Annotated in this window: 18 protein-coding genes; 5 read left to right on the plus strand and 13 right to left on the minus strand. The window is 70.9% G+C overall.

What is annotated here, in order from left to right; translation table 11 throughout:
• Positions 1 to 3 precede the first annotated feature (3 nt).
• From rnc to rsmD, 7 genes are all read right to left on the minus strand, one after another.
• Complete coding sequence (gene rnc, locus ACQPZX_RS43120) at positions 4 to 750, minus strand: ribonuclease III (protein ID WP_433369244.1); 747 nt, start codon at positions 748 to 750, stop codon at positions 4 to 6.
• On the minus strand, positions 743 to 1,684 hold the full coding sequence (locus ACQPZX_RS43125) for a phosphate acyltransferase PlsX (protein ID WP_433369247.1): 942 nt from the start codon (positions 1,682 to 1,684) through the stop codon (positions 743 to 745). The genes rnc and ACQPZX_RS43125 overlap by 8 nt, the downstream gene beginning before the upstream one ends.
• Before the next feature lie 88 nt (positions 1,685 to 1,772).
• Positions 1,773 to 1,946: a 50S ribosomal protein L32 gene (rpmF, locus tag ACQPZX_RS43130; RefSeq protein ID WP_020518010.1), complete on the minus strand. Its 174-nt coding sequence runs from the start codon at positions 1,944 to 1,946 to the stop codon at positions 1,773 to 1,775.
• Positions 1,947 to 1,951: 5 nt separating this feature from the next.
• Entirely contained in the window at positions 1,952 to 2,515 is a 564-nt protein-coding gene (locus ACQPZX_RS43135; protein WP_433369250.1) for a YceD family protein, read from the minus strand.
• Between the two features lie 73 nt (positions 2,516 to 2,588).
• Positions 2,589 to 3,086, minus strand: coding sequence for a hypothetical protein (locus tag ACQPZX_RS43140; RefSeq protein ID WP_433369253.1), 498 nt, complete (start codon positions 3,084 to 3,086; stop codon positions 2,589 to 2,591).
• 138 nt (positions 3,087 to 3,224) lie between these two features.
• Entirely contained in the window at positions 3,225 to 3,704 is a 480-nt protein-coding gene (gene coaD / locus ACQPZX_RS43145) for a pantetheine-phosphate adenylyltransferase (RefSeq protein ID WP_433369255.1), read from the minus strand.
• Complete coding sequence (rsmD, locus tag ACQPZX_RS43150; RefSeq protein ID WP_433369258.1) at positions 3,701 to 4,264, minus strand: 16S rRNA (guanine(966)-N(2))-methyltransferase RsmD; 564 nt, start codon at positions 4,262 to 4,264, stop codon at positions 3,701 to 3,703. The genes coaD and rsmD overlap by 4 nt, the downstream gene beginning before the upstream one ends.
• A 335-nt stretch (positions 4,265 to 4,599) precedes the next feature.
• Between rsmD and ACQPZX_RS43155 the strand changes: the two genes are divergently transcribed.
• Both ACQPZX_RS43155 and ACQPZX_RS43160 read left to right on the plus strand, forming a co-directional pair.
• On the plus strand, positions 4,600 to 5,586 hold the full coding sequence (locus ACQPZX_RS43155; RefSeq protein ID WP_433369261.1) for a hypothetical protein: 987 nt from the start codon (positions 4,600 to 4,602) through the stop codon (positions 5,584 to 5,586).
• Between the two features lie 97 nt (positions 5,587 to 5,683).
• The gene (locus ACQPZX_RS43160; protein ID WP_433369264.1) at positions 5,684 to 7,183 is read left to right on the plus strand and encodes an LPXTG cell wall anchor domain-containing protein; all 1,500 of its coding nucleotides are present in this window, start codon (positions 5,684 to 5,686) and stop codon (positions 7,181 to 7,183) included.
• Between the two features lie 47 nt (positions 7,184 to 7,230).
• On the opposite strand, the gene ACQPZX_RS43165 is transcribed toward ACQPZX_RS43160, so the two are convergent.
• From ACQPZX_RS43165 to ACQPZX_RS43175, 3 genes are read right to left on the minus strand one after another with little or no spacing between them, the layout of a single operon-like run.
• A complete protein-coding gene (locus ACQPZX_RS43165) occupies positions 7,231 to 7,569 on the minus strand; it encodes a DUF952 domain-containing protein (protein ID WP_433369266.1) in 339 nt (112 codons plus the stop codon).
• Positions 7,566 to 9,803 (minus strand): ATP-dependent DNA helicase RecG, encoded by a 2,238-nt coding sequence (gene recG / locus ACQPZX_RS43170; protein WP_433369269.1) that lies wholly within the window; start codon positions 9,801 to 9,803, stop codon positions 7,566 to 7,568. Before recG ends, ACQPZX_RS43165 begins: the two co-directional genes overlap by 4 nt.
• The gene (locus ACQPZX_RS43175; RefSeq protein ID WP_433369272.1) at positions 9,800 to 11,413 is read right to left on the minus strand and encodes a DAK2 domain-containing protein; all 1,614 of its coding nucleotides are present in this window, start codon (positions 11,411 to 11,413) and stop codon (positions 9,800 to 9,802) included. The genes recG and ACQPZX_RS43175 overlap by 4 nt, the downstream gene beginning before the upstream one ends.
• Before the next feature lie 162 nt (positions 11,414 to 11,575).
• Here ACQPZX_RS43175 and rpmB point away from each other — a divergent pair, with 162 nt between their 5' ends.
• On the plus strand, positions 11,576 to 11,767 hold the full coding sequence (gene rpmB, locus ACQPZX_RS43180; RefSeq protein ID WP_030436140.1) for a 50S ribosomal protein L28: 192 nt from the start codon (positions 11,576 to 11,578) through the stop codon (positions 11,765 to 11,767).
• 57 nt (positions 11,768 to 11,824) lie between these two features.
• Here the strand turns inward: rpmB and ACQPZX_RS43185 are convergent, their stop codons facing one another.
• Together ACQPZX_RS43185 and ACQPZX_RS43190 are read right to left on the minus strand one after the other, a co-directional pair.
• The gene (locus ACQPZX_RS43185; RefSeq protein WP_433385803.1) at positions 11,825 to 12,265 is read right to left on the minus strand and encodes a GNAT family N-acetyltransferase; all 441 of its coding nucleotides are present in this window, start codon (positions 12,263 to 12,265) and stop codon (positions 11,825 to 11,827) included.
• Between the two features lie 48 nt (positions 12,266 to 12,313).
• Complete coding sequence (locus ACQPZX_RS43190; RefSeq protein ID WP_433369275.1) at positions 12,314 to 13,252, minus strand: thiamine-phosphate kinase; 939 nt, start codon at positions 13,250 to 13,252, stop codon at positions 12,314 to 12,316.
• A gap of 113 nt (positions 13,253 to 13,365) precedes the next feature.
• On the opposite strand from ACQPZX_RS43190, the gene ACQPZX_RS43195 reads away from it, so the two are divergent.
• Together ACQPZX_RS43195 and ACQPZX_RS43200 are read left to right on the plus strand one after the other, a co-directional pair.
• A complete protein-coding gene (locus ACQPZX_RS43195; RefSeq protein WP_378967841.1) occupies positions 13,366 to 13,599 on the plus strand; it encodes an Lrp/AsnC ligand binding domain-containing protein in 234 nt (77 codons plus the stop codon).
• 3 nt (positions 13,600 to 13,602) lie between these two features.
• Positions 13,603 to 14,232: a DUF3515 family protein gene (locus tag ACQPZX_RS43200; protein ID WP_433369277.1), complete on the plus strand. Its 630-nt coding sequence runs from the start codon at positions 13,603 to 13,605 to the stop codon at positions 14,230 to 14,232.
• Here the strand turns inward: ACQPZX_RS43200 and ACQPZX_RS43205 are convergent.
• Positions 14,226 to 15,320: a D-alanine--D-alanine ligase family protein gene (locus tag ACQPZX_RS43205; protein WP_433369280.1), complete on the minus strand. Its 1,095-nt coding sequence runs from the start codon at positions 15,318 to 15,320 to the stop codon at positions 14,226 to 14,228. The genes ACQPZX_RS43200 and ACQPZX_RS43205 overlap by 7 nt on opposite strands.
• Positions 15,321 to 15,371 lie beyond the last annotated feature (51 nt).

A 15,371-nucleotide genomic window follows, 5' to 3' on the forward strand; every position in this document is an offset into this window, starting at 1 on the left:
CACTCACTGCTGTTCGGGCTTCTCGTCCCCGGTCGCTTCCTGGCCGCGCTCGTTCAGCGTGCGCCAGGCGGCCGCGGCGGCCCGCTGCTCGGCCTGCTTCTTGCTGCGGCCCTCGGAGCCGCCGTACCGCTCGCCGGCCACCACCACCCAGGCCGTGAACGTCTTGGCGTGATCGGGACCGGAGTCCTCGATCACGTAGTCCGGCACGCCCAGCCCGAGCGCCGCGGTGAGCTCCTGGAGGCTGGTCTTCCAGTCCAGCGCCGCGCCACGCCCGGCCGACTCGGCCATCAGCGGGTCGAACAGCCGGTGGATCACCTCGCCGGCCACGTCCAGCCCGTGCTCGAGGTAGATCGCGCCGAGCAGCGCCTCCAGGGTGTCGGCGAGGATGCTCGCCTTGTCCCGGCCGCCCGTGGTCTCCTCGCCCTTGCCGAGCAGCAGGTGCGGGCCGAGCCCCTGCGGGCCCAGCCCCCGGGCCACGTCGGCCAGCGCGTGCATGTTGACCACGCTGGCGCGCAGCTTCGCGAGCTGGCCCTCGGGCAGGTCGGGGTGGTTGTGGTACAGCGCCGACGTGATCACCACGCCGAGCACCGAGTCGCCGAGGAACTCCAGCCGCTCATTTGTCGGCAAACCACCATTTTCGTACGCGTACGAACGGTGAGTGAGCGCGCGCTCGAGCAGGGCCGACTCGAAGGGGACGCCGAACGCCTCCTCGAGCGGGAGGGTCGACGGCCGGCGACGCTTGTCACTCATGGGTCACCTCGTTGTGCGGGCTCTGCTGATTTTCAAAGACGTGATCGGCCATCGCGGCGACGGCGGCGCGGCGATGCATCCGAGCGGCGAACGCTATGCCATCGGCCAGGTCGGCGCCGGAAGCGGCCCCGTGACAGACGACGACGGTGCCGGCGACACCGAGCAGCAGGGCTACGCGGGGCGGGACGCCGATGGCGTCCCCGCCGGGCGGCCCGAGCCGCGCATACGCGGTCTCCAGGCCCTTGAGCAGGACATTTCCGGTGAAACCATCGGTCACGACGACGTCCGCCGCGTCGCCGGTCACGACGTCCTGGCCCTCGACCAGCCCCGCGTACCGGGCGCCGGCCGGCAGGTCGGTCTCGGCGAACAGGGACGGGAGGGCCCGGCGCAGCCGGTCGCCCTTGCCCCGCTCGGTGCCGATGGTGAGCAGGCCGACCCGGGGCGCGGTCACCCCGTGCGCGACGGCGGCGTAGGCGGCGCCCAGGCGGGCGTGCGTGATGAGGGTGTGCTCGTCGGGGTCGACCGCGGAGCCGACGTCGAGCAGCACGAGACGACCCGCGGCGGTGGGCAGCACGGCGGCGAGCGGCGGGCGGCGGACCCCGGGCCAGCGGCCGAGGGCGCGAGCGGACGAGACCACGATCGCGGCGGTGTTGCCGGCCGAGACGGCCGCGTCGGCCAGGCCGTCCGCGACCGCCCGCAGGGAGGCGCGGGCCACGTCGTCGGGGTGCAGCTCGACGGCCGGCATGGGCAGCGTGCCCATGCGGTCGCGCTGCGCCGGGTCGACGGCAGCCAGAACCGCGTCGGCAGCATCGTGCGGGCCGACGAGAAGGAGGTGGAGGGACGGATCGTCCTGGAAGGCGCGCAGAGCGCCGTCAACCACGACGGCGGGAGCGTGGTCCCCGCCGAGGAGGTCGACGGCGATCCGCGCGGTCACCGGCTCCGCGGAGGGAGCCGGCGCACCGGTGGCTCGCCGTTGCCCAGGTGCGACCCGCCCGACAATTGGGCGCGTCACTCCGCGAGGCTCAGACCTCGAGGACCTGACGGCCGTTGTAAGTGCCGCAGACCGAGCAGGCCGTGTGCGGCAGCTTCGGCGACTTGCACTGCGGGCACGCCTGGGTCGCGACCGCGGTCGCCTTCCAGTTCGCCCGGCGGGACCGGGTGTTGCTGCGCGACATCTTGCGCTTGGGGACGGCCACGGTAGCTACTCCTCGTTACTTGTCAGGTTGCGCAAAGCGGCCCAGCGTGGATCGACTTCCTCGTGGCTGTGATCAGCCGGAAGGTCGTCGAAATGCACCCCACACTCGGGGCACAGGCCGGGGCAGTCGGGACGGCAGAGCGGGTTGGTCGGCAGCGTGAGCACCACCGCGTCCCGTACCGCCGGCTCCAGGTCGATCAGGTCGCCCTGCATGCGACCCACCTCGTCCTCGTCGGTCGTCTCCTCGGTGGTGCTGTCCTCGTAGGCGAACAGCTCCGCGAGGGAGACGTCGAAGGACTCGCCGATCTCGTTGAGGCAGCGACCGCACTCGCCGGTGAGCGAGCCGCGGACCCTGCCCGAGACGTAGACCCCCTCGGAGACCGACGTGAGCACGAGATCGAGCTCGACGTCCGACCCCTCGGGGACCCTGATCAGCTCCAGGCCGAAGTCCGCGGGCGCCGGGATCACCCGATTCAGGGCACGCGTCGCACCAGGCTGCCGTGGAAGCTTCGTCGTGTCGAGGACGAACGGCTGCCTGGGATCCAGGTGACTCTGCGGTGACTTGGGCATCGTGAACTCTCAGCCATGGGTAGGCCGACGAAAAAGGTTACCTGAGCAGGGCCCGTAGCGTCGAATCGGGTGGTTAGAACGGCAGCGGGCGCTCGGTGTCCTCGCCCTGGAAGGTGCCGATCTCCCGGAGGGCGTGCATCTTGTCGCGGCCACGCTCTATCGAGGCTAGCGCGCGGGTGAGGAACTGCTCGAAGTTGGCCAGCGCGGTGTCGACGTAGTCGTCGACCTCCTCGCGCAGCCGTTGAGCCTCGGTGCGCGCCTCGGCGATGATCCGGGCGCCCTCGTGCTCGGCCGAGACGGTGATCTCGTTGACCGAGACCAGGCGGGCGTGTTCGGTCTCACCCTCGCTGATGATCCGATCGGCCTCGCGACGGCCGGCCTCGATGATCCGATCGCGCTCGTCGAGGACGGCGGCGGCCTTGCGGATCTCGGACGGCAGCGTGGAGCGCAGGGCGTCCAGCATGTCGATCATCTCGGCCCGGTCGTACATGAAGTTCTGTCGCGACATCGGGACGGAGCGCGCGTCCTGGACGCGTTCGATGATCTCGTCGATGCTGTCGAGCGCATCCATCGGTGACTTCACTCCTGTCATCTCGCCCATCCGACCGCCCGGCCCGCCACCCAAAATCGGACTGAAGGCCTACGGACAGCCGTGGTGCGATCACGGTACTGCGTCCCCCGCGTCCCGGTTTCCGGCGCGCCGAGAGCTTCAGTTCTGCTTGAGGCGCGTGATCAACCGCTCGCCGACGAAGTCGGGGACGTATGCCGATGCGTCGCCACCCCACTTCACCACGTCTTTGACAAGACTGGACGACAGGAAGGAGTAGAGCGGATTCGTCGGCATGAACAGCGTCTCCACGCCGGACAACCCGATGTTCATCTGCGCCATCTGCAACTCGTAGTCGAAGTCGCTGACGGCGCGCAGTCCCTTGATGACGACCGCCGCGCCCTGCGAGCGGCAGAAGTCCACCAGCAGGCCGTGGAACGAGGCGACCCGGACGTTGCCGTACTCGGCGGTGGCCTCGCGGAGCATCTCGAGGCGCTCATCGATGGTGAACAGGCCGGTCTTCGACTGGTTGATCAGCACTCCGATGATCACTTCGTCGAACAGCCGGCTGGCCCGCCCGACGATGTCGAGGTGGCCGTTGGTGACCGGGTCGAAGGAGCCGGGACACACCGCTCGTCTCATGATCGGCGACCGTACCAAAGAGTAGTCTCCCCGTAACGTCGGCTGCGGTCCGCTGTGATGCCATCCACCCAGCTCAACGGATCACCTCGGCTCGATCGCTCGATCGCGACCACGGCGTCCGGCGCGAGCCAGTCCCCGGCCAGCAGCGCCTCCTGGAGCTCCACGATCTCGTTGTCGCCGACCGCGTACGGCGGATCGGCGAAGACCACGTCGTACGGTCCGCCCTCGGGCGGGCCGGCGAGCACCTGCGCGACCTTCCCGGTGATCAGCCGGGCCGCCGCGCCGACGCGGAGCGCCACGATGTTGTCGCGGATCGTGCGCGCCGCGCGAGCGTCCGATTCGACCAGAAGCGCGTGCTTCGCGCCGCGGGACAGGGCTTCCAGACCAACCGCCCCAGATCCGGCATACAGGTCGGCGAACCGCGCTCCAGACAGGTCGGTCATCGAGCCCAGGGCGCTGAAGACCGCCTCACGCACACGGTCCGAAGTGGGCCGGGTCAGAGCGCCGGCCGGCGCGGACAGCCGCCGCCCGCCGTGGGCGCCCGCAATGATCCTGGTCATGCGGCCTCACCCGGGTCATCGAATAGCACGAGTCGAAGCTACCGAAACACTTACTGAGTGCAATCGGGGAGTGAACAATTCCCCTCCGCCCGGACACGCTCGGCGATCTTCCAGCGTCGCTCGGTAGATGGAAGATCACGGATCCGTATCAACAGCCTTAGCCGTCCCTGAGGGATTCCCCAGATCCATCTAAGTCGCTAGGGTCGAGCCCCGTTGCACGTGGTTACGGCTGCGTGTCGACGACGTGGGGAGGCGTCGTCGACGGCCCCGCCTCCGTTCTGGCGTCGGGCCCGCCGCTTCCTCGCCGCACCCCTGATCCCAACACAGGAGTAGGCGTGAACCTGCTTAAGTCCAAGTTCCAGCGGACGACCTCCGTGGTCGCCGGAACGCTGCTCGGCCTGGTCGGCGTCGCCGTCCTCGCGGGCCCCGCCAGCGCCCACAACCCCGCCGTCTACGGCGAGCCGACCTGCGCCGACAACGGCAGCTACAAGGTCGACTGGACCGTTGACAACCCGTACAAGCTCGACGCCGAGGTCAAGAAGGTCGTCCTCGACGGCAAGACGGTCGCGGACGGCGTCGGCGACATCAAGGTCGGCAAGTGGGTCAAGGGCAACAGCTCGCTGAAGCTCACCGGCAGCAGCGTCGAGACCGGCTACCGCGCGACTCTGACGGTCTACCTGGAGTACACGGACCACCAGAAGTACCAGCCGACCGGCAAGACCTACCGGCCGAAGAACTGCCCGTCGACGCCGCCGACGACGCAGCCCACCACCACGCCGCCGACCACGACGCCGACGACGCAGCCGACCACCACGGCGCCGACGACCGAGCCGACCACCACGGCGCCGACCACCGAGCCGACTCCGACGGAGACCACCCCCGAGGTTCCGGTCCCGACCCCGTCGACCACCGGCCAGCCGGGTGAGGCTCAGCCGATCCTCGAAGAGGACTGCACCACGATCACCATCGGCCTGGACAACCCGGCCGACGGCGTGGACTACAAGCTCCACTACAAGACCAGCAAGGGCGAGGTCCGCGACCTCGTCGTCAAGCCGGGCGAGAAGAAGTCGGAGAAGTTCAGCGCGACCGAGGGCTTCTCGATCGAGCTGACCGTCACCGCCAGCTGGCAGGGTGAGACCGCTTCCGAGACCGTGACCATCGACTACGAGAAGCCGGACAACTGCTCCGGCGGCAGCGGCGGCGGCCTGCCCGTCACCGGTGCCGCGGCCGGCGGCATCGCCGGTGGCGCCGCGGCTCTGCTCGCGATCGGCGCCGTGCTCTTCGTCCTGGCTCGCCGTCGCAAGGTTCGCTTCACCGCCTGATAGCCCGGCACCAGACACAGCAACAAACGCGGGGGCGCGCCGGCTGAGCCGGCGCGCCCCTTCCGTCCCCTCTCACCCCCCGGATGGAGATCCCCTCTTGAAGAAACCGCTCCTCCGCGCCGCGAACGTCCTCGCGGCCGCCGTCCTCGGGCTGGTGGGCGCCGCGGCGATCACCGGACCCGCCAGCGCGCACGACGCCACCGTCACCGGCGAGACCGCGTGCGTGGCCGGCAAGAACCAGGTCACCTGGACCATCAAGAACGACTACGTGGACACCGACGGCGCCAAGGTCGAGAACCTCAAGCTGCCGGCCGGCGAAGCCCCCGTCCAGGTCGGCAAGCCGGACGCGAAGCTTCAGGAAGGCACGGTGCTGCTGCCCGCCTTCACCCGTGACGACCCGCGTCAGGTTCAGTACACCCAGATCGTCGACACGGCCGAGAAGGTCACGCTGTCGTTCGACGCCCGGTGGACCGACAACCACGTGGACTACGACAACTCGGCGACGGTCACCCTGAAGACCGACTGTGCCCCGCCCGCGCCGGAGTGTGTGGACGCCAAGGGCGCGACGTTCAACCACACCTTCGTGGTGGGCAAGGACGGCGCCGACACGGTCATCAACCTGGACAACGACGTGACGCTGTGCGAGGGCGTCGAGGTGCCGGTCACCTCTGTCTCGTATTACGCGCCGAAGCCGCAGTTCGATGTACCGCAGTACCTGTTCGACAAGGACAGCGGCGTCATCTCGAACAAGGACCGCACGCTCAAGCTGCACGTCGACATCCCGCCGTGCTACACGCAGGTCGACACGTTCTTCGGCACCGAGAAGGACATCCTCCCGTCGATCACCAAGGACGGCCCGCGGTACGGCGACACCAAGCTCGGCTCGAAGGGCAAGCCCGGCAGCCTGTCGAAGGGCCCGCAGGCCTGGTACAACGGCGGCGACAAGTCCTGCGTCACGCCGGCCAGCACCTCGGTCCCGTCCTGCGACGGCACCCAGGCGATCAACCTGTCGAACAACGGCAAGTACGACCAGACCTTCACCGTGAAGTTCGGCGACCGGGTCTCGACCGTCACCGTCGCGGCCGGCAAGGGTCAGACCGTGGTCGTCCCGGCCGGCGCCGGCACCGTGACCGTCAGCGCCGAGGGCATGGAGGACCAGAAGTACACCTGGACCGCCCCCAAGGACTGCGCGCTCCCGACCGCCACGCTCGTGAACACCTGCACGGACGTCACGGTCACCGTGACCAACCCCGAGGGCGTCATCCCGGCGGAGGCCACCGTCAGCTACGGCGACGAGACCAAGAAGCTGACCGTCGCGGCCGGCTCCTCGGAGAAGGCGACCTTCAAGGCCGGCACGGCGACCTACGCCACCATCAAGATCGCCGGTCTCGAGAAGGAGATCAAGGCGGCGCTGAAGAAGCTGACCTGCAGCACCCCGACCGCCAACGGTGGTGGTGGCGGCGGTGAGGGCGGACCGACCCTGCCGATCACCGGCGCGGCCGGCGGCACCATCGCCGGCATCGCGGCGCTGCTGCTGATCGCCGGTGGCGTGCTCTTCTTTGTGGCCCGCCGCCGCAAGGTGAAGTTCACCGCCTGATTCAACGAACAGAGGGCGCGTCGACCACTTGGTCGGCGCGCCCTCTTCTATCGCGGTGGCGAGAAGGAGCCGTCCGCTTCCGGCAGGTAATCCCGTACGGAAATGACCGCCGCCGTCGGCAGGGCCGCGTAGAGGTGCGGGAACTGCTTGCCGTCGGGGTGGGGCGGGTCGCCGTCCTCCCAGGTCAGCGGGACCGGCAGGCGATCCTCCGCGATCTCCAGCAGGAGCAGGTCGGTGCGACCGCGGAAGAGGGCGGTCGCCGGGAGATGCACCAGCTCCTCGGTCGAGCAGTGGATGTAGCCCTGGGTGGCGAGCGTGTCGCCCTCGTAGACGCCGGCGGCCAGCGCGGCCTCCCAGACGTCGCGTGGGCAGATGTGCAGGATCATCCCTTCTCCAGGTACTCAGCTCTCTCCTCGTCGACCAGGGCGGCCACCGAGGCGGCCAGCGCGGGATGACGGGAGAGGTCGGGGTCGTCGCCGATCAGGCCGGCGGCCTCGTGCCGGGCGTCGGTGATCAGCTTGGCGTCGTGCAGCAGCGAGAGCAGCCGCAGGTGGGAATGGCGGCCGGACTGGGAAGCGCCCAGCACGTCGCCCTCGCGGCGCTGCTCGAGGTCGATCTCGGAGAGCCGGAAGCCGTCGGTGGTCGACGCCACCGCGTCGAGGCGCTCGCGGGCCGCCGTGCCCTCGACCGACTCGGTGACCAGCAGGCAGATGCCGGCGGCCGAGCCCCGGCCCACCCGGCCGCGCAGCTGGTGGAGCTGGGAGACGCCGAACCGGTCGGCATCCATGATGATCATGACGGTGGAATTGGGCACGTCGACGCCGACCTCGATCACTGTGGTGGCGACCAGGACGTCGAGGTCGCCGGCGGCGAACTTGCGCATCACCGCGTCCTTCTCGTCGGCGGGCAGCTTGCCGTGCAGCACGCCCATCCGCAGGCCGTGCAGCGGGCCCTCGGCCAGCAGCGGCGCGACCTCGGTAACCGCCAGGGGAGGCCGCCGTGCCGGTTCGTTGTCGCTGCCAGCCCAGTCTTCAGTCCGGTCAGGGGTGGCGGCGGGGTGGTTGGACGGGTCCTCGTCTTCGTCGCCGGCGCCGGTGCCGATGCGGGGACACACCACGTACGCCTGGTGGCCCGCTCGCACCTCCTCGCGCAGCCTCTTCCACGCCCGGTCGAGGAAGGCCGGCTTCTCCGGCGGCACCACGTGCGACGCGATCGGCGACCGGCCGCGCGGCAGCTGCGACAAAGTGGACGTCTCGAGATCGCCGTAGACGGTCATCGCGACCGTCCGCGGGATCGGCGTCGCCGTCATCACCAGCACGTGCGGCGGGCGGGCCGCCTTCGCGCGCAGCGCGTCCCGCTGCTCGACGCCGAACCGGTGCTGCTCGTCGACCACCACCAGGCCGAGGTCTTTGAAGTCGACGCCCTCGTAGAGCAGGGCGTGCGTGCCCACCACGATGCCGGCCGTGCCGTCGGCGACCTTGGCCAGCGCCGCCCGCCGGGCCGCCGCGCCGAGCGAGCCGGTGACCAGGGTGAGCTGGGTGCCGCCCGGGTCGCCGTCGATCTCGCCGGCCCGGCCGAGCGCGCCCAGCTGGGCGCTGATGCCGCCGTAGTGCTGGGTGGCGAGCACCTCGGTCGGCGCGAGCAGGGCGGCCTGGCCGCCGGCGTCGACGACCTGAAGCATCGCGCGCACCGAGACCAGCGTCTTGCCCGAGCCGACCTCGCCCTGCAGCAGCCGGTGCATCGGGTGCGGTTCGGACAGGTCGGCGGCGATCTCCTCACCGACCTGGCGCTGGCCGTCGGTCAACTCGTACGGAAGGCTCGCGTCGAATTTCTCGAGGATCCCGCCGTCGGCCCGGGGCCGGGCCGTGCTCGGCGCCGCCGCGGCCCGCGCCCGGCGCTGCACCAGCGTGAGCTGGACGGCGAACGCCTCGTCCCACTTCAGCCGGTATTTCGCGGAGAACAGCGCCTCCTTGGAGCTGGGGCGGTGGATCTCGCGCAGGGCCGTGCCGATGCCGACCAGGTTGCGATTGGCCCGCACGGTCGCGGGCAGCGGGTCGGCCGGCGGCTGGAAGGTGTCGAGCAGCGTGCGGACGCACTTGGCGATCACCCACGTCGGCACCGCCTGCGCGGCCGGATAGACCGGGATCAGGGCGCCGGCGAACTCCTCGATCTCCTCGGCCGCCTCGTCCTGGGTCGCGTCGGCGCGCAGCAGTTGATAGGCCGGGCCGTTGAGCTGCCGCTTCCCCCGGAAGTCGGTGATCTTGCCGGCGAACAGGCCCCACACGCCGCGGCGCAGCTCGCGCTCCCGCCAGGCCTGGTTGAAGAACGTGCAGGTGAGCGTCGCGCCGGAGCCGTCGCCGATGGTCACCTCGAGCATGTTGCCCTTGCGGGCCCGCATCGGCTTCACGTTCACCGCCTGCACCTGGGCCAGCAGCGTGACCTGCTCGCCGATCAACAGGTCGCGCATGTCGGTGTGCTCGCCGCGCTCGTCGTACCGCCGGGGGAAGTGGTAGATCAGGTCGCCCGCGGTGTGCAGATCGAGGTGGCTCGCGAGCGCCTTGGCGGTGCGGTCGCCCAGGACCTTGCGCAGCGGGGTGTCGGTGGTGGTCTGGTCGCTCATTCCACTCCAACCAGCAGGTGGTACCGGGGCTGGCCGCCCGCGTAGCAGGCGAGCTCGACGAACGGCCAGACGTGCGTGACGTGGCCGCGCAGCGTCTCCTCCAGCGCGGCCGGGGCGTCGGCGCCGAGCACCAGCGTGGCCAGCTCGCCACCGCCGCCGAGCATCCGGTCGAGCAGGCGGCGGCTCACGTCTTCCAGGTCGGCGCCGATCACGTGGACCTCGCCGTCGACGAGGCCGAGCAGGTCGCCGGCCCGGCAGGGACCGGCCACGGTGAGCGAGTCGCGCTGGGCGGTGCAGACCTCGCCGTAGCGGCAGGCGCCGGCGGCCTCGGCCATCGCGATGACGTCGTCGGCGAACGGGCGGGCTCGATCGCGGACGGCCAGCGCGGCGAGCGCCTGCACGGGCGAGCGGGTCGGCACCACGCTGACGCGGACCCCCGCGGCCTCGGCCTCGCGGGCGGCGCCGGTGGCGACGGCATGCGTGTTCGCGTCGTTGGGCAGCAGGACCACGCTGCCGGCGCCGGAGGCGGTGATCGCGTCGAGCATCTCGCGGATCGACGGGTTGCGCCCGACGACGATGGCGCCCTCGGCCTCGAAGAGCGCGGTGAGCCCGTCGCCCGCCGCGACCACGACCGCGGCCCGCGACTGCGACGGCGCCTCGGCCACCTGCGGCCGCCCCGCGTCGCCGTCCGGCCGGGCGACGCGTGCCGGCTCGAGCGGCGTGACGCTGATGCGATGGGGACGCCCGGCGGCCACCCCCGCCTCGACCGCCGGGCCGATGCCCTCGGCGCTCACGTGGACGTGCACGTTCCACAAGCCGTCGCCGGAGCCGACCACGACCAGCGAGTCGCCGAGCCGGTCCAGCGTCTCGCGGAGGCCGCCGAGCTCGGTGGCGTCGAGCAGATATTGCACCTCATAACCGAAATGCCCGGGATGACCGAAGACGGCCGGCACGACCGGCTCGGAAGCCGGCGAAGCGGTCGAGGTCAGCGCGTCGACCAGCGCGTCGAGCAGCAGCACCAGCCCGCGCCCGCCGGCGTCGACCACACCGGCCCGGGCCAGGACCGGCAGCTGCTGCGGAGTGCGGGCCAGCGCTTCGGAGGCCGCCCCCGCCGCCGCCCGGGCCACCGCGACCAGATCGTCGGACTTGATGCGCCCGGCGCCCTCGGCCGCCGCCGCCACGACCGACAGCACGGTGCCCTCGACCGGGCGGGCCACCGCCGCATAGGCCGCCTCGGAGGCCGAGCGCAGCGCCCGGGCCAGCTCGCCGCCGCGCACCGCCACCGTGGTGGCGAGGCTGTCGGCCATGCCGCGCAGGATCTGCGAGACGATCACGCCGGAGTTGCCCCGGGCGCCGAGCAGGGCGCCGCGGGCCATGCGGCGCAGGGCGCTGCCGTGCGCCGGCGCGTCGAGCACCTCGCCGGTCAGCGCGGTGGCCTCGTCGAGGGCCTGCTGGGCTGAGGTGAGCGTGAGCACGAGGTTGGTGCCGGTGTCGCCGTCGGGGACGGGGTAGACGTTCAGCTCGTCGATCTCGTGCTGATGGGCGCGGAGCGCGGCGAGCCCACCACCGCACCAGCGGCGCACCGCAGCGGCGTCAAGGGTCTCCAGCACGCGAAAATCGTACTAACGCCCCCTGACATTGTCGGAGGACCGCACCCTGACCGGGGGTGATTGGCTGTTCCGGCGCACCATCGGGTAACCTTGCCGGGTTGCCTTGGCGATGGTTCGCGGGGCTGCCTTGACGATGTAGAAGACAAACCTCAGGAGTACCCCGTGGCTAGCGTGTGCGACGTCTGTGGCAAGGGACCGGGCTTCGGCCACAACGTGTCCCACTCGCACCGGCGGACCAACCGCCGCTGGAACCCGAACATTCAGTCGGTGCGCACCCCCGCCGGTGGTGGCACGACCAAGAAGCTTCAGGTCTGCACCTCGTGCATCAAGGCCGGCAAGGTCGTCCGCGCCTGACCTGAGCTCCACACACTTCAGCCGCCGGGCCGCTGGGCCCGGCGGCTATTTGTGTAGTCAGAGCTCCTTGGCAAAGGACAGCACGTCCGCGTGCCCCTTGTAGTACCCGAAGTCCTCGATCCGGGCGTAGCCGGCCGACTCGTACAGGGCGATGGCCTCGGGCTGCTTGTCGCCCGTCTCCAGGATCAGGCGGTCGCACCCGGCCTCCCGCGCCGACTCCTCGATCGCCGCCAGCATCCGCCGGGCCAGCCCCCGGCCGCGCGCGGCCTTGGCGGTGAACATCCGCTTGAGCTCCGCGTCGGTGGAGCCGTGCCGGCGCCAGCCCGCGCAGCCCACCAGCCGCTCCCCGTCGTCGGCCACGAAGAACGCCCCGTTCGGCGACGTGAAATCGTCGTCGCCGATGGGCGTGTCGTCGCCGCTGCCGCCGTACCGCTCGGACAGCTCGTCGAGCACCTCGACCAGCAGCGCCTTCACCGCCGGGTCGCCGAACTCCGCCATCCTGATTTTGATCTCCGGAACTCCAAGCACGGCGACGACGGTACGTCGTCAGCGGAAATGATCCCAGCCCGCGGAGCCGCTCCAGGCCTTCCGGTCGACTGTGATTCCCGTCCCGTCGTGGACCGTCCCGATCTCGTGCCACCCCTCGGGCAGGGCGACGCCGGGCGGGAAGGTCGCGGCGAGCGCGTGGTCCTCGCCGCCGGCCAGCAGCCACTGGTACGGGTCGACGCCGAGCGCCGAGGCCGCGTCCCGCATCGGGGAGGGCACCTCGAACGCGTCGGTGCGCACGTCGATCCCCACGATGCTGGCCGTGGCGATGTGGCCGAGATCCTGCAGCAGCCCGTCGGAGACGTCGATCATCGAGGTGGCCCCGGCCGACGCGGCCAGCGGTCCCGAGGCGTACGGCACGTCGGGCCGCCGGTACGCCTCGACCAGCATCTTGGGCGTACGGAATCCCCGGGAGAGAATCGTGTAACCGGCCGCCGCGTGACCCGTACGCCCGGAAAGCGCGAGCGTGTCGCCCGGCTGCGCCCCCGATCGCACGACCGGCGGCTTGCCGCCGAGGTCGCCCAGGGCCGTGACCGCGATGGTGAGCGTCGGGCTCGACGACATGTCGCCGCCCACCACGCTCGCGCCGACCAGCGCCGCCTCCTCCGACAGCCCGCCCGCCAGCTCCTCGGCCCAGGTCACGTCGAGGTCGGGCGGCGCGCAGAACGCCACCAGCAGCGCCGTCGGCGTCGCGCCCATCGCCGCGATGTCCGCGAGGTTGGCCGCGGCCGCGCGGTGCCCGATGTCGGCCGGGCCCGACCAGTCGCGGCGGAAATGCCGCCCCTCGACCAGCACGTCGGTGGAGGCCACCACCCGGCCGTCGGGCGCGGCCACCACGGCGCCGTCGTCGCCCGGCCCGAGCAGCGCCTGAGACCCGGTCCCGAGCCTCGCGACGACCCGGGAGATGAGCCCGAACTCGCCGATCTCGGCAATGCTCACCAGCGCAGCGCCCCTTTCGTGACAGCGGCCGCCAAGGTGGCGTCCCGCAGCCGAGTGTGTTCTTACGGTAGTTTCACGTTCTGGTTACGGCTGACGGCGGATGGGAGCGGATCGTGGTCCAGGCATACATCCTGATCCAAACAGAGGTCGGAAAGGCACATGACGTGGCCGTCTCGATCGGAAAGATCCCCGGGGTGATCCGGGTGGACGCGGTCACCGGGCCCTACGACGTGGTCGTGCTGGCCGAGGCGCACACGGTCGACGACCTCGGCGGGCTCATTGTGAGCAAAGTCCAGAACGTCTCGGGCATCATGCGGACGCTCACCTGCTCCGTGGTAAACCTCTGAACCATGGTTGACGTCACCGACCCCGAGGTGAAAACGCCGGACAAGACGACGCGCAGCGCCGCCCTCTGGGCCGCCGCGATCGCCTTGCCGATCGCCATCGTGGCCGGTCTCATCATGTTCACGCGGTTGAACCCGGGCGATCAAACGGTCCAGGCGACGGCGACCACGCCCGCGGTCATCCCGTCCACCCCGGTGCAGATGGCGGCCCCCCGGCTCGACGCCCGCACCGCCCAGGTCTGCCTGGCCGTCACGTCCCAGCTGCCGGCGACGCTGCGCGACCTGCCCGCGCGCAAGGTCAGCGCCGGCCCCGAGCAGAACGCGGCGTGGGGCGAGCCGCCGATCACCGTGGCCTGCGGCGTCACCCAGCCGACGATGTGCGAGCGGGTCGACGGCGGCCACCCGGGCTGCGTGCCGCTCGACGCCACCATGTACGCGATGAACGGCGTCTGCTGGTGGGGACAGGATCTCCCGGCCACCGACGTGTTCACCACGATGGACCGTGAGGTCGCCGTGCGGGTGACCGTGCCGGGCAGCTACGAGCAGACCGCCCAGTGGGCCAACGAGTTCTCCGACGCCGTGGTCAAGACGGTCAAGTCGCGCGACAAAGGCGTCCCGACCGGCTGCACTCAGTGAAGCCCGGTTCCACGGCGTAGCGCCGTACGGATCAGCCGGTCCACGACCTTCGGGTACTCGAGCCCCGTCGCCGCCCACATCAGCGGGAACATCGAGGTCGGCGTCATGCCCGGCATCGTATTGATCTCGTTGAGGTAGACCTGGTGGTCGGCGGTGACGAAGAAGTCGACCCGGGCCAGCCCGGCGCAGTCCAGCGCGGTGAAGGTGCGCCGCGCGTAGTCCTGGACCTGCGCGGTGACGGCGGCGGGCAGATCGGCCGGGATGTCGTAGCGGCCGCCGTCGAGGTATTTCGCCTCGAAGTCGTACCAGTCGTAGGAATCGACGTGGATCTCGGCCAGCAGCGACGCCTCGGGCGCTCCTCCGGCCTCGCCCTCGAGCACGCCGCACTCGATCTCGCGGCCCACGATCGCGCCCTCGACCAGCACCTTGGGGTCGATCTGCCGGGCGGTGGCGATCGCGGCGTCGAGGTCGGCCCAGTCGGTCACCTTGGTGATGCCGTGCGACGAGCCGGCCCGCGACGGCTTCACGAAGACCGGCAGGCCCAGCCGCTCCTTGTCCTGTTCGGACAGCGAGGCGCCGGCCCGCAGCACCGCGTACGGCCCGACCGGGATGCCCTCGACGGCCGCGAGCTTCTTGGTGAACTCCTTGTCCATGGCCGCCGCCGAGGCGAAGACGTTGGCGCCCACGTACGGGATGCCGGCCATCTCGAGCATGCCCTGGATCGTGCCGTCCTCGCCGTAGGCGCCGTGCAGCACCGGGAAGACCACGTCGACGCCGGCCAGCGAGGAGATGCCCTCGGCCGGGTCGCGCACGATGAGGTCGGTGGCGGTCGGGTCGGCCGCGAGCACGACCGCGTTGCCGCTGGCCGTGGTGATCTCGGGGAGTTTCCGGTCGCTGATCGCGAGGGTAGCGGGATCGACGCCGGCGAGCACCCAGGCGCCCTCCCGGGTGATGCCGACCGGGACGACCTCGTACTGACCCGGGTCGAGCGCGCGCAGAATGCTCCCGGCGCTCACGCACGAGATGGCGTGCTCGGTGCTTCGTCCACCGAACACGATCGCGACGCGGGTCTTCCGAGGAGTCGTCACTTTTCTTCGCGCCTCTCGCTAGCGGTCATGCCGGGGGGAACCCTACTCTGC

Source organism: Actinoplanes sp. CA-142083, assembly GCF_050942195.1.
Lineage (GTDB): Bacteria > Actinomycetota > Actinomycetes > Mycobacteriales > Micromonosporaceae > Actinoplanes.

What these genes read in the sequence shown, in the direction of transcription:
- ACQPZX_RS43135 (WP_433369250.1), bottom strand. Translation starts at nt 2,515, where the DNA reads ATGCCCAAGTCACCGCAGAGTCACCTGGATCCCAGGCAGCCGTTCGTC.
- ACQPZX_RS43200 (WP_433369277.1), top strand. Translation starts at nt 13,603, where the DNA reads ATGGTTGACGTCACCGACCCCGAGGTGAAAACGCCGGACAAGACGACG.
- recG (WP_433369269.1), bottom strand. Translation starts at nt 9,803, where the DNA reads ATGAGCGACCAGACCACCACCGACACCCCGCTGCGCAAGGTCCTGGGC.
- ACQPZX_RS43140 (WP_433369253.1), bottom strand. Translation starts at nt 3,086, where the DNA reads ATGGATGCGCTCGACAGCATCGACGAGATCATCGAACGCGTCCAGGAC.
- ACQPZX_RS43165 (WP_433369266.1), bottom strand. Translation starts at nt 7,569, where the DNA reads ATGATCCTGCACATCTGCCCACGCGACGTCTGGGAGGCCGCGCTGGCC.
- ACQPZX_RS43185 (WP_433385803.1), bottom strand. Translation starts at nt 12,265, where the DNA reads ATGGCGGAGTTCGGCGACCCGGCGGTGAAGGCGCTGCTGGTCGAGGTG.
- rsmD (WP_433369258.1), bottom strand. Translation starts at nt 4,264, where the DNA reads ATGACCAGGATCATTGCGGGCGCCCACGGCGGGCGGCGGCTGTCCGCG.
- rnc (WP_433369244.1), bottom strand. Translation starts at nt 750, where the DNA reads ATGAGTGACAAGCGTCGCCGGCCGTCGACCCTCCCGCTCGAGGAGGCG.
- coaD (WP_433369255.1), bottom strand. Translation starts at nt 3,704, where the DNA reads ATGAGACGAGCGGTGTGTCCCGGCTCCTTCGACCCGGTCACCAACGGC.